The sequence below is a fragment of the Rhizobium sp. 'Codium 1' genome (genome assembly GCF_020889605.1).
Taxonomy (GTDB): Bacteria; Pseudomonadota; Alphaproteobacteria; order Rhizobiales; family Rhizobiaceae; genus Allorhizobium; species Allorhizobium algae.
In genome coordinates, this window is the sequence record NZ_JAJGPW010000002.1 from 899183 (window position 1) to 911605 (window position 12423).

10 protein-coding genes are annotated in these 12423 nt (G+C 62.7%); all 10 read left to right on the forward strand.

Annotation, left to right across the window (positions count from 1 at the left end; translation table 11 throughout):
• Nucleotides 1–57 precede the first annotated feature (57 nt).
• Entirely contained in the window at nt 58–1068 is a 1011-nt protein-coding gene (locus tag LJE98_RS09395; RefSeq protein WP_229574909.1) for an AraC family transcriptional regulator, read from the forward strand.
• A gap of 150 nt (nt 1069–1218) precedes the next feature.
• On the forward strand, nt 1219–2451 hold the full coding sequence (locus LJE98_RS09400) for a 3-methyl-2-oxobutanoate dehydrogenase (2-methylpropanoyl-transferring) subunit alpha (RefSeq protein WP_229574911.1): 1233 nt from the start codon (nt 1219–1221) through the stop codon (nt 2449–2451).
• 1 nt (nt 2452) lies between these two features.
• Complete coding sequence (locus LJE98_RS09405) at nt 2453–3466, forward strand: alpha-ketoacid dehydrogenase subunit beta (protein ID WP_229574913.1); 1014 nt, start codon at nt 2453–2455, stop codon at nt 3464–3466.
• A gap of 3 nt (nt 3467–3469) precedes the next feature.
• A complete protein-coding gene (locus LJE98_RS09410; protein ID WP_229574915.1) occupies nt 3470–4726 on the forward strand; it encodes a dihydrolipoamide acetyltransferase family protein in 1257 nt (418 codons plus the stop codon).
• Between the two features lie 3 nt (nt 4727–4729).
• Nucleotides 4730–6124, forward strand: coding sequence for a dihydrolipoyl dehydrogenase (gene lpdA, locus LJE98_RS09415; RefSeq protein ID WP_229574917.1), 1395 nt, complete (start codon nt 4730–4732; stop codon nt 6122–6124).
• Between the two features lie 45 nt (nt 6125–6169).
• Nucleotides 6170–7333, forward strand: coding sequence for an isovaleryl-CoA dehydrogenase (locus tag LJE98_RS09420; RefSeq protein WP_229574919.1), 1164 nt, complete (start codon nt 6170–6172; stop codon nt 7331–7333).
• Nucleotides 7333–8928, forward strand: coding sequence for a carboxyl transferase domain-containing protein (locus tag LJE98_RS09425; RefSeq protein ID WP_229574921.1), 1596 nt, complete (start codon nt 7333–7335; stop codon nt 8926–8928). The genes LJE98_RS09420 and LJE98_RS09425 overlap by 1 nt, the downstream gene beginning before the upstream one ends.
• A 7-nt stretch (nt 8929–8935) precedes the next feature.
• Entirely contained in the window at nt 8936–10792 is a 1857-nt protein-coding gene (locus tag LJE98_RS09430) for an acetyl/propionyl/methylcrotonyl-CoA carboxylase subunit alpha (protein ID WP_229574923.1), read from the forward strand.
• Nucleotides 10792–11244 carry a MaoC family dehydratase gene (locus tag LJE98_RS09435; protein WP_229574925.1) on the forward strand — a complete coding sequence of 151 codons (453 nt, stop codon included), beginning with the start codon at nt 10792–10794 and terminating at the stop codon, nt 11242–11244. Before LJE98_RS09430 ends, LJE98_RS09435 begins: the two co-directional genes overlap by 1 nt.
• Nucleotides 11241–12086 carry an HpcH/HpaI aldolase/citrate lyase family protein gene (locus tag LJE98_RS09440; protein ID WP_229574927.1) on the forward strand — a complete coding sequence of 282 codons (846 nt, stop codon included), beginning with the start codon at nt 11241–11243 and terminating at the stop codon, nt 12084–12086. Before LJE98_RS09435 ends, LJE98_RS09440 begins: the two co-directional genes overlap by 4 nt.
• Nucleotides 12087–12423: the final 337 nt, after the last annotated feature.

A 12423-nucleotide genomic window follows, 5' to 3' on the forward strand; every position in this document is an offset into this window, starting at 1 on the left:
TCGATCCATTCTCGAGGCCACTTTTGCCACTGATGCGCTTGAGGTCGAACGAAAACCATGGCTGAAACCGAACGACATATGATCTCGACGGGGTTCGTCGAAGAGGCTCTCGACAGTCTCAGACGCGCCGACCGCCCCACAGAGCCGCTTCTGTCCCGTCTCGGTCTTCCGCCTGTCGTCGACCAGCCGGTCTCGACGCAGACCTTCGGGCGCCTCTGGCTCGCAATTGCCGAAGAACTCAATGACGAATGTTTCGGCCTTGGTGAACGACCGATGCCACGCGGCAGCTTCACGCTTCTGTGCCACTGCGTGCTCCACGCACCGACGCTCGATCGGGCTCTACGCCGGGCACTGCGTTTCCTCAACATCGTGCTGGGCGAGCCGACGGGTCGGCTTGACGTGCATGACGGCACGGCAGTGATCGAGCTTTGCGAGACCGGAAAGCCCCGCTCCGCCTTCGCCTATCGCAGCTACTGGATTATCCTGCATGGACTGACCTGCTGGCTGGTGGGCAGGCGCATTCCAATCCGCCTTGTGGATTTTCGCTGCAGCGAACCGAAACTGAGCGCGGAGCACCGGCTTTTCTTCGGCGCTCCCATTCGCTTCTCGCAACCGGTGAGCCGCCTCGGATTCGATGCCTCCCTGCTAGCCTTGCCGATCGCGCGCAACGAACAGGCCTTGCGGCAATTCCTCCGGGGAGCGCCCGCCAACATCTTGATCCGCTATCGCTATGACGCCGGCACGGCTGCGGCCGTCCGGCGTCGATTGACCCAGAAGGGACCTGCCGACTGGGGCAGCTTCGGTGATCTGGCCAGCGACATGCGCATGTCGTCATCGACGCTTCGCCACCGTCTGCATGACGAAGGACAAAGCTATGCCGGCATCAAGGACGACATTCGCCGTGACCTTGCCCGCGACATGCTGATCAACACGCCAGACACCATCAGCGAGATTGCCGCCCGTCTGGGGTATTCGGAGCCGAGTGCCTTTTACCGCGCCTTCAAGAAATGGATGGGGGAGAGCCCAGAGGCTTTCCGCAAGAGCGCCAGATCCATTCAGGCCTCCTAACGGACGGCAGAGCCCTCACGCAGAATATGGCAAAACTGGCCAAAGAATTGGATGCAGTTTTGTCATGGCTTGCCACACGTAACAGGCTTACCATTCACGTCGATTGAACTGCTCCTGGGGAGAGGAGCAGGTTTTCACGGGAGGAGACTGATGGTGCAACCTGCGCATCTGAGCCTGCATGTCCCCGAACCTGCTGTTCGGCCGGGGGGGCAGCCCGATTTTTCCAACGTCAAGATCGCCAAGGCGGGATCAGTGCCGAGGCCTCCGGTCGATGCGGCCGCAGAGGATATCCGCGATCTGGCCTATTCGATCATCCGGGTTTTGAACCGCGACGGTGAGGCAGTCGGCCCCTGGGCGGGCCTTCTGAACGATGACGACCTGAGAACCGGCCTGCGCCAAATGATGACGTTGCGCGCCTTCGACGCCCGGATGCTGATGGCACAGCGGCAGGGCAAGACCTCCTTCTACATGCAGCATCTCGGCGAGGAAGCCGTCAGTTGCGCCTTCCGCAAGGCCCTCCAGAGGGGCGACATGAACTTCCCGACCTATCGGCAGGCCGGACTCTTGATCGCCGACGACTATCCCATGGTCGAGATGATGAACCAGATCTTCTCGAACGAGGCCGACCCTCTGCGCGGGCGGCAATTGCCGATCATGTATTCCTCCAAGGAACATGGGTTTTTCACCATTTCCGGCAATCTCGCCACCCAGTATGTCCAGGCCGTCGGCTGGGCCATGGCATCGGCGATCAAGAATGACAGTCGTATTGCGGCCGCCTGGATCGGCGACGGTTCGACGGCCGAGTCGGATTTTCATTCGGCTCTGGTTTTCGCCTCGACCTATCGGGCGCCCGTGGTCCTCAACGTCGTCAACAATCAGTGGGCGATCTCCACCTTTCAGGGCATTGCCCGCGGCGGTTCGGGCACCTTTGCCGCACGAGGCCTCGGGTTCGGCATTCCGGCGCTCAGGGTCGACGGAAACGACTATCTGGCGGTCTATGCGGTCGCATGCTGGGCCGCCGAGCGGGCACGCCGCAATCTCGGGCCGACCCTCGTTGAATATGTGACCTACCGTGTCGGCGCGCATTCAACCTCTGATGATCCGGGCGCTTACCGGCCCAAGACGGAATCGGAAGCCTGGCCTCTCGGCGATCCGGTGCTGCGCTTGAAGAAACATCTGATCGTCAGGGGCGCCTGGTCGGAGGAACGGCATGTGCAAGCCGAAGCCGAGATCATGGACGAGGTGATCACGGCCCAGCGCCAGGCGGAAGAACACGGCACGCTGCATGCCGGCGGTAAGCCTTCTGTGCGTGATATCTTCGAAGGTGTCTATGCCGAAATGCCGCCGCATCTACGCCGCCAGCGACAGCAGGCAGGATACTGATATGGCCAGAATGACGATGATCGAAGCGGTCCGCAGCGCCATGGACGTATCCATGGAGCGTGACGACGACGTTGTCGTGTTCGGCGAGGACGTCGGTTATTTCGGCGGCGTCTTCCGCTGCACCCAGGGGCTGCAGGCAAAATATGGAAAGACCCGCTGTTTCGACACGCCGATCAACGAATCCGGCATTGTCGGAGCCGCGATCGGCATGGCGGCTTATGGCCTGAAACCCTGCGTCGAGATCCAGTTCGCCGATTACATGTATCCCGCCTATGACCAGTTGACCCAGGAGGCGGCCCGCATCCGCTATCGGTCGAACGGAGACTTCACCTGCCCGATCGTCGTGCGCATGCCAACCGGCGGCGGCATTTTCGGCGGACAGACCCACAGCCAGAGCCCGGAAGCGCTGTTCACCCATGTCTGCGGTCTGAAAGTCGTTGTCCCGTCTAATCCCTACGACGCCAAGGGTCTGCTGACCGCTGCGATTGCCGATCCGGATCCGGTCATTTTTCTCGAACCCAAGCGTCTCTATAACGGCCCCTTCGACGGCCATCACGACCGGCCGGTGACGCCCTGGTCCCGCCACGAACTGGGCGAGGTGCCGGAAGGCTACTACACGATCCCTATCGGCAAGGCGGATGTCCGCCGCGCGGGTTCCGCCGTCACCGTGATCACCTACGGGACCATGGTGCATGTGGCGCTTGCCGCAGCCGAAGACACCGGCGTGGATGCCGAGGTGATCGACCTCAGAAGCCTGATGCCGCTCGATCTCGACACAATCGTAAAATCCGCCGCCAAGACCGGCCGATGCGTCGTGGTGCATGAGGCAACGCTGACATCCGGTTTCGGCGGCGAAATCGCGGCACTGGTGCAGGAGCACTGCTTCTACCATCTGGAAGCCCCGGTCATGCGCGTCGCCGGTTGGGACACGCCCTATCCGCATGCGCAGGAATGGGACTATTTCCCCGGCCCCACCAGGGTCGGCCGCGCGCTCATTGACGTGATGGAGGCCTGAGCGATGGGTGAGTTCACGATCAAGATGCCCGATGTCGGCGAAGGCGTGGCCGAAGCTGAACTGGTCGAATGGATGGTGAAGATCGGCGATCCCGTCCGCGAGGACATGATGGTTGCCGCTGTCATGACCGACAAGGCGACCGTGGAAATCCCCACCCCCGTCAGCGGCACGGTGGTCTGGCTCGGCGGCGAGGTCGGAGACACAATCGCAGTCAAGGCGCCCCTCATCCGGATCGCAACGGATAGTGTCGGCGAGTCTTCGCCACCACCGGAGGCGGCTGTTCTGCCGACGCCCGAGCCTCAGCAGACCGAGACCGACGAACAACCCCGTACGCAGCAAGGATTCGCGCCGCCGCCAGCCCCCGCCCGGCAACCTTCGCCGGAATTCGACAAACCGCTCGCGGCACCCTCGGTGCGGTTGCTGGCCCGCGAGAACGGCATTGATCTGCGCCTTCTGCGGGGAACCGGCCCGGCGGGACGCATCCTGCGCGAAGATGTAGAACAGTTTCTAGCCCGTGGCACCGATCCAGCACCTGCGGTCTCCGGCCTCGCCAAGAAGACCGCGCGGGAGGAAATCAAGCTGACCGGCCTCCGGCGCCGGATCGCCGAGAAGATGGTCGTCTCCACCTCCCGCATTCCCCACATCACCTATGTGGAGGAAGTGGACGTAACAGCGCTTGAAGAACTGCGCGCCAAGATGAATGCCGAACGTCGGACCGACCAGCCGAAGCTCACACTCCTACCCTTCCTCATGCGCGCCATGGTCAAGGCGGTCGTCGAGCAACCTGATGTCAACGCCACCTTTGACGACGACGCCGGCATGCTCACCCGTTTCGGTGCGGTTCATATCGGCATTGCCACCCAGACCGCAGCCGGTCTCGCGGTCCCGGTGGTCAAACACGCCGAGGCGCGCGGCATTTGGGATTGTGCGAGCGAGATGAACCGGCTTGCGGACGCCACGCGCGCCGGCACTGCGACCCGAGACGAACTGACCGGATCGACCATTACCATCTCATCACTCGGGGCGCTTGGCGGCATCGTCTCGACGCCTGTCATCAACCATCCGGAAGTGGCGATTGTCGGCGTCAACAAGATCGCCACACGGCCCGTATGGGATGGAGCGCAATTCGTGCCGCGCAAGATGATGAACCTGTCCTCCAGCTTCGACCACCGCATCGTTGACGGCTGGAATGCGGCGACCTTCGTCCAGCGCCTGCGGGTGCTGATGGAGACCCCGGCACTGATCTTTATCGAAGGCTGAGTCATGAAAGAGATTTCCTGCAAGCTTCTCATCATCGGCGCTGGTCCCGGCGGCTATGTCTGCGCCATCAAGGCCGGCCAGCTCGGGATCGATACCGTCATCGTCGAGGAGGGCCGCCCCGGTGGCACCTGCCTGACGGTCGGCTGCATTCCCTCCAAGGCACTCATCCATGCGGCAGAGACCTTCGACAAGACCCGCGCCCTTTCCGCAGGCGAAAATGCCCTTGGCATTCGCGTCGAGGCACCTTCGATCGATCTGTCCAAAACCATGGCCTGGAAAGACGCGATTGTCGGCCGATTGACCGGCGGTGTCTCCGGCCTCCTGCAGAAGGCACGGGTTAAGATCGTTCATGGCCGCGCCCGCTTTCGTGACGGCAAGACCGTGGAAGTGGCAACTGAAACCGGCCAGCAGGTCATCCGCGCCGAGACCGTGGTGATTGCGACAGGCTCCGATTCCGTCGAGCTTGCAGCCCTGCCATTTGGCGGGCGAGTGATTTCCTCCACCGAGGCCCTGTCGTTGACGGACCTGCCCAAACGGCTCGTCGTCGTGGGCGGCGGCTATATCGGGCTCGAACTCGGAACCGCCTTCGCCCGGATGGGGTCCGCCGTCACTGTGGTCGAGGCAACATCGCAGATCCTGCCGCTGTACGACGCCGATCTGGTCAAACCGGTTCTGCGCAGGCTTGGCGAACGCGGCATCAAGGTGCTGACCGAAGCAAGGGCCGTTGGACTTTCTGACACGGGCGAGGCGCTGGTCGTCGAGACCGCCGAGGGACGGCGCGAACTGCAGGCCGATCGCATTCTCGTGGCCGTCGGACGGCGACCACGCACCACAGGCTCAGGACTGGAAGAACTCGACCTCGACCGTATCGGAGCTTTCCTGCAGGTTGACGACCGCTGCCACACATCCATGCGCGGGGTCTATGCGATCGGCGACGTCACCGGCGAGCCGATGCTGGCGCATCGTGCCATGGCGCAGGGCGAAATGGTCGCCGAGATCGTCGCCGGGCGCAAGCGCGCCTGGGACAAGCGCTGCATCCCCGCCATCTGCTTCACCGATCCGGAAATCGTCAGCGCCGGCCTCTTGCCGGAGGAAGCCCGCAGACACGGCTTCGATGTGAAGATCGGCCAGTTCCCCTTCACGGCGAATGGGCGGGCGATGACGGTGGAGGATGAAGATGGCTTTGTGCGCGTCGTCGCGCGGTCCGACACTCACGCCGTACTGGGGCTGCAGGCAGTTGGAGCAGGCGTTTCCGAACTTGCCTCGACCTTCGCCATGGCCATCGAAATGGGGGCACGGCTGGAGGACATAGCCGCGACCATCCACGCACACCCGACGCGCGGCGAGGCCCTGCAGGAAGCCTCTCTGAGGGCCTTGGGACACGCGCTGCACATCTGACCGACTTGGGCCGGCCACATGACACGATCTCGGTGAGGAAGCCACATGACTGAAATGGACTTCGGGCTTGGCGAAATGGCGGAGGCGATCCGCGAGACGACAGCGCGTTTCGCGCGCGAACGCATCGCGCCGATCTCTGCCGAAATCGACGCGCAGGATCGCTTTCCGCGTGAACTCTGGCCAGCCATGGGCGCTCTCGGCCTGCATGGCATGACTGTTGCAGAAGAGGATGGCGGTCTCGGGCTTGGCTATCTCGAACACGTTGTTGCCTGCGAGGAAATCAGTCGCGCCTCAGCCTCGGTCGGCCTGTCCTACGGCGCACACTCCAATCTGTGCATCAACCAGATCGCGCGCTGGGGCTCGACAGAGCAGAAGGCGAAATACCTGCCCGGACTGATTTCCGGAGACCATGTCGGCAGCCTTGCCATGTCCGAGGCAGGCGCCGGATCCGACGTCGTTTCCATGCGGCTGCGCGCCGACAGGGTCGAGGGCGGTTTCCGCCTGAACGGCACCAAGTTCTGGATCACCAATGCCCCTTATGCCCAAACGCTCGTAGTCTACGCAAAGACCCAGCCTGAAGCGGGATCGAAAGGCATCACGGCCTTCCTCCTCGAGAAGGATTTCCCCGGCTTCTCGATCGGCCAGAAGATCGACAAACTCGGCATGCGCGGATCGCCCACGGCCGAACTTGTTTTCCAGGACTGCTTCGTTCCGGACGAAAACGTCATGGGTCCGCTGAACGGCGGGGTGAAGGTGCTGATGTCCGGCCTCGACTACGAGCGGGTCGTGCTGTCCGGAATCCAGCTCGGCATCATGCAGGCCTGCCTCGACGTCGTCCTGCCCTATGTCAGGGAGCGACGGCAATTTGGTCAGCCCATCGGCAGCTTCCAGCTGATGCAGGCCAAGATCGCCGACATGGTCGTGGCGCTCAATTCCGCCCGTGCCTATGTCTATGCGGTGGCGCGCGCCTGCGATGCCGGCCAGACGACGCGTCAGGATGCCGCCGGCGCAATCCTTTATGCCTCTGAGAACGCGGTGAAGGTGGCCGAACAGGCGATCCAGGCCCTGGGCGGTGCAGGTTACACGAAGGATTGGCCCGTCGAGCGCTACTGGCGTGATGCAAAGCTCCTCGATATCGGCGCCGGCACCAACGAGGTGCGCCGCATGCTGATCGGCCGGGAGGTGATTGGTGCGGAGGCCATGAGCTGATGCCCGTTCACTCCACTCTGCTCGATCCTGGCAGCGAAAGTTTCAAGGCCAATGCGGCACGCAACGCCGCGCTTGCCGAAGAACTGCGGTCGAAGGTGGCAATCGCCGCCTTGGGCGGGGCGGAAAACCATCGCCAGCGTCATGTTGCGCGCGGCAAGCTTCTGCCCCGGGATCGCGTCCTGCGGCTCCTTGACGCCGGTTCTCCCTTCCTCGAGATCGGCCAACTGGCTGCCGGCGGCATGTATGGCGACGAGGCGCCTGGCGCCGGCATGATCACCGGCATCGGCCGTGTCTCCGGTCGCGAATGCATGATCATCGCCCATGATCCGACGGTGAAAGGCGGCGCCTATTTCCCGATGACGGTAAAGAAGCACCTGAGAGCACAGGAAATCGCTTGGGAAAATCGCCTGCCCTGCATCTATCTCGTGGATTCCGGCGGCGCCAACCTGCCGCACCAGGCCGAGGTCTTTCCCGACCGCGATCATTTCGGTCGGATCTTCTACAATCAGGCGCAGATGTCTGCCGCCGGCATTCCGCAGATCGCCTGCGTCATGGGAAGCTGTACGGCAGGCGGCGCCTATGTGCCTGCCATGTCCGATGAAACCGTGATCGTCCGCAACCAGGGCACGATCTTTCTCGCCGGCCCACCTTTGGTCAAAGCCGCAACCGGCGAAGTGATCTCCGCCGAGGATCTGGGTGGCGCGGAGATCCATGGTCGCAAGTCCGGCCTTGTCGACCATGTCGCCGACAACGACGAACACGCGCTGCTGATCGTGCGCGACATTGTTGCGACATTGAACCGGCCGAAGACGGTGGACATCGAGCTTGCCAATCCGCGCCCGCCCCTGTTCGACGCAGACGATCTCTACGGCGTGGTCCCCCAGGACCTGCGTAGACCCTATGATGTGCGCGAGGTGATCGCCCGTCTCGTCGATGGTTCCGAACTGCAGGAGTTCAAGCCGCTTTTTGGTGCGAGCCTTGTCTGCGGTTTCGCGCATCTCTGGGGCATTCCGATTGCCATCCTTGCCAACAATGGCGTCCTGTTTTCCGAAAGTGCGCTGAAGGGCGCCCATTTCATCGAACTCGCCTGCCAGAGACGCATTCCGTTGCTCTTCCTGCAGAACATTTCCGGCTTCATGGTCGGCGGAAAATACGAAGCGGAAGGCATTGCCAAACATGGCGCCAAGCTGGTGACAGCGGTCGCAGGCGCGCAAGTGCCGAAGGTCACCGTGCTGATCGGCGGCAGTTTCGGGGCCGGCAATTACGGCATGTGCGGCCGCGCCTTTCAGCCGCGCTTCCTGTTCTCATGGCCGAATGCGCGGATTTCCGTGATGGGGGGCGAGCAGGCCGCTTCCGTGCTGGCGACCGTCCATCGCGACGCCGAAGGATGGACGCCGGAGGAAGCCGAGTCCTTCAAGGCGCCGATCCGTCAGAAATACGAGGACGAAGGCAACCCCTATTACGCCACGGCGCGGATGTGGGATGACGGCATCATCGACCCGGCCCAGACCCGCGACGTGCTCGGCCTCGCCTTTTCCGCAACGCTGAACGCCCCGATCCCCGACCGGGCGCAGTTCGGCATCTTCCGGATGTGAGGCGAAGATGATCGAAAGTCTCTTGATTGCCAATCGCGGTGAAATCGCCCGGCGGATCATTCGCACGGCCAAACGGCTTGGCATCCGGACGATCGCCGTCCATTCGGATGCGGATGCCGGCATGGCCTTCGTGCGCGAGGCCGATGAGGCTCTGCCGATCGGTCCGGCGCCGGCACGCGACAGCTACCTGCGGCAGGACCGCATCCTCGAAGCCGCGAGGAGGAGCGCAGCCGGGGCAATCCATCCCGGTTATGGCTTCCTGTCGGAAAATGCCGAGTTTGCCGAAGCCGTGATGGCCGAAGGTCTCGTCTGGGTCGGGGCGCCGCCCGCTGCCATCAGGGCCATGGGCCTGAAACATGCTGCAAAACAACGGATGATCGCGGCGGGCGTGCCGGTGACACCGGGTTATCTTGGTGACGACCAGAGCCCGGAACGTCTGCAACGCGAGGCCGATGCCATCGGTTATCCGGTGCTGGTCAAGGCGGTGGCCGGCGGTGGCGGCAAGGGCATGCGCCGCGTCGAGCGGGCGGAGGATTTTGCGGCGGCACTTGCCAGTTGCCGGCGCGAGGCGGCGTCTTCCTTCGGCGATGACCGCGTGCTGATCGAGAAATATATCCTCTCGCCGCGTCATATCGAGGTACAGGTTTTCGGCGACAGAAAGGGCCAAGTCGTACATCTCTTTGAGCGCGATTGCTCTCTGCAACGCCGTCACCAGAAGGTGATCGAAGAAGCACCGGCGCCCGGCATGGATGCCTTGACCCGGGATGCGGTTTGCCAGGCCGCCGTGAAGGCAGCACGCGCGGTGAACTATATCGGCGCTGGCACGATCGAGTTCATCGCCGATGCCTCTGAGGGCCTGCGCGCGGACCGCATCTGGTTCATGGAAATGAACACACGTCTCCAGGTCGAGCATCCCGTGACCGAGGCGATCACCGGACAGGATCTGGTCGAGTGGCAATTGCGCATTGCGTCAGGCGAGCCTCTGCCATTGGCTCAGGATCAACTTTCCATCACCGGCTGGGCCATGGAAGCGCGGCTCTATGCGGAAAATCCCGCAACCGGTTTCCTGCCGTCGATCGGCCGGCTCGACCATCTGCGCCTGCCGGACACGTTGAGGATCGACAGCGGCGTCGAAGAGGGAGATGAAGTGACCCCGCATTACGATCCGATGCTGGCCAAACTCATCAGCCACGGCGCAAGCCGGCAAGAGACGGTCCATAAGCTTTGCGACGGCGTGAGGAAGGTCGAGATCTGGCCGGTGCATAGCAATGCCGGTTTCCTCGTGCGCGCGCTCGCTCATCCCGACTTCCTCGCTGGCGCCGTCGACACAGGCTTTATCGAGCGACATGCCAAAGACCTCGTGCCACCGGAAAAGCCGGCTGAAGCGGTTTTGCAGGCCGCAGCGACGGCCCTTTTGCAGAAGCGCTCGCCGGATGTCTGGGCCATGCGGGCTGGATTTCGTCTCAATGCCGAAATTGACCGACGGGTTGCCGTCGACGTGGGAAAGAGGCCCTATCTGGTTGAGGTCAATCCGGCACAGGCGACCGTCCGAACGGAAAACGGCGTCCTCTTCCATGATGGCGAGGCCTGGGAGTTCGCGGCACCGCGCGCGGGGCATAGTGGTCACGGATCCGGCTCAGGCGACGGTGCCATCGTCGCGCCGATGCCGGGCATCATTATCGCCGTTTCCGTTGCCGAGGGAGACGTGGTCAAACGCGGTCAGCCACTGATCGCCATCGAGGCCATGAAAATGGAGCAGGTGCTGCATGCGCCTTTCGACGGCACCGTGGCTGAATTGAAAGCCTGCCTGGGCAGTCAGGTGGTCGAGGGCAGCCTGCTCGTCAGGATCGAGGGAGAGGGATGATGGCCGGACGCTATTTTGACGACTGGACAGTCGGTGACAGGATCTCTCACGAGATCCGGCGTACGGTGACCGAAACGGACAACCTGCTGTTCACGCTGATGACCCATAATCCGCAACCGCTGCATCTCGATGTCGAAGCGGCGAAGGCGAGCGAATTCGGCCAGATCCTCGTCAATGGCACCTTCACCTTTTCGCTGATGGTCGGCCTGTCCGTGGGTGATACAACGCTCGGCACGCTGGTCGCCAACCTCGGCTATGACAAGCTCGTCATGCCGAAACCCGTCTTCATCGGCGACACGATGCGGGCCGAAACCGAGATTGCCGACCTTAGAGAAAGTCGATCGCGCCCGACCGCCGGCATCGTCACGTTCAGGCATGAGCTCTTCAACCAGCGCAACGAAGTGATCTGCCAGTGCCTGCGCTCCGCACTCGTCTCACGGAGACCGCAATGAGGCTGCGCTCGCTGCTCTTTGTTCCCGGTGACAGGCCCGACCGAATGGAGAAGGCACTCGGCTACGGCGCCGATGCCCTGATCCTTGACCTCGAGGACTCCGTGACACTTGACGCCAAGCCTGCGGCACGGGTGGCGACGGCCGATTTTCTGAGAAAGGCCAAAGGTAAGATCCGGCTCTTCGTCCGCGTCAATCCGCTTCAGGGCGACCTCCTGGACGCCGATCTCTCCGCGATCCTTGACGCCAAGCCGGAGGGGCTCGTGCTGCCGAAGGCAGAGGGAGCATCAAGCGTTGAAGCCCTCATCGCAAAAGCACCCGGCATTCCGGTCCTGCCGATTGCGACGGAGACCCCGGCCGCGATCTTCCAGTTGGGATCTTATCCATCGGTCAAGACCTGCCTTCTTGGCCTGACCTGGGGCGCCGAAGACCTTCCCGCCGCCATCGGCGCGCTTGGCGCGCGCGACGAGACGGGTCGCTATACCGCACCTTACGAACTGGCACGCTCTCTCACCTTGTTGAGCGCCCATGCGAGCGGCGTCGCAGCGATCGAGACCGTGTATCCAGACATCGCCGACCAAGACGGCCTGGCAGCCCATGCGAGGCGCGCGCGCTTTGACGGCTTCAGCGGCATCATGGCGATCCACCCCGCGCAGATCCCTCTGATAAACCAGGCATTTACGCCGACACTGGAAGAATTGGCCGAGGCGCAGGCGATCATCGACGCTTTTGAGGCCAATCCCGGCAAGGGAGCACTGACATTCGCCGGCCGCATGATCGATGCCCCCCATCTGAAGGCAGCACAGCGCTTGCTCGGCCTTGCCACCGAACTATCCAAAGGCTGATCGGCATGACAGCCATATGCGGCCAGTGGTTCAGGCGCCGAGATTCTGACCACTGAGAGCATTTGGCACGGAACCGCATCTGGAGCGATGGAACGAGGACGTCACCGGTTCTGAACCGCTTCCGGCTTTTGGTTCAGTACAGAACGTGAGGGATCGACGTGCAGCAGCAGTTCATCACCGCGGCGCAAAACGATCTGATGACGCGCCTGGCATCTGGCAAGATTGAACCGCTCCGGGTTTTCCGGAGGCCATTTCGTTTAAGTTATGCGGCCATAGCTGGCGGGTCCAGCATGGCGTAATACTGCTCCTCGGCTTCGGCTGGCGGAATATTCCCGAT

Excerpts from the sequence above, each read along its gene's own strand:
- LJE98_RS09405 (WP_229574913.1), top strand. The coding sequence starts at position 2,453 with ATGGCCAGAATGACGATGATCGAAGCGGTCCGCAGCGCCATGGACGTA.
- LJE98_RS09400 (WP_229574911.1), top strand. The coding sequence starts at position 1,219 with ATGGTGCAACCTGCGCATCTGAGCCTGCATGTCCCCGAACCTGCTGTT.
- LJE98_RS09435 (WP_229574925.1), top strand. The coding sequence starts at position 10,792 with ATGGCCGGACGCTATTTTGACGACTGGACAGTCGGTGACAGGATCTCT.
- lpdA (WP_229574917.1), top strand. The coding sequence starts at position 4,730 with ATGAAAGAGATTTCCTGCAAGCTTCTCATCATCGGCGCTGGTCCCGGC.
- LJE98_RS09395 (WP_229574909.1), top strand. The coding sequence starts at position 58 with ATGGCTGAAACCGAACGACATATGATCTCGACGGGGTTCGTCGAAGAG.
- LJE98_RS09420 (WP_229574919.1), top strand. The coding sequence starts at position 6,170 with ATGACTGAAATGGACTTCGGGCTTGGCGAAATGGCGGAGGCGATCCGC.
- LJE98_RS09410 (WP_229574915.1), top strand. The coding sequence starts at position 3,470 with ATGGGTGAGTTCACGATCAAGATGCCCGATGTCGGCGAAGGCGTGGCC.
- LJE98_RS09425 (WP_229574921.1), top strand. The coding sequence starts at position 7,333 with ATGCCCGTTCACTCCACTCTGCTCGATCCTGGCAGCGAAAGTTTCAAG.
- LJE98_RS09430 (WP_229574923.1), top strand. The coding sequence starts at position 8,936 with ATGATCGAAAGTCTCTTGATTGCCAATCGCGGTGAAATCGCCCGGCGG.
- LJE98_RS09440 (WP_229574927.1), top strand. The coding sequence starts at position 11,241 with ATGAGGCTGCGCTCGCTGCTCTTTGTTCCCGGTGACAGGCCCGACCGA.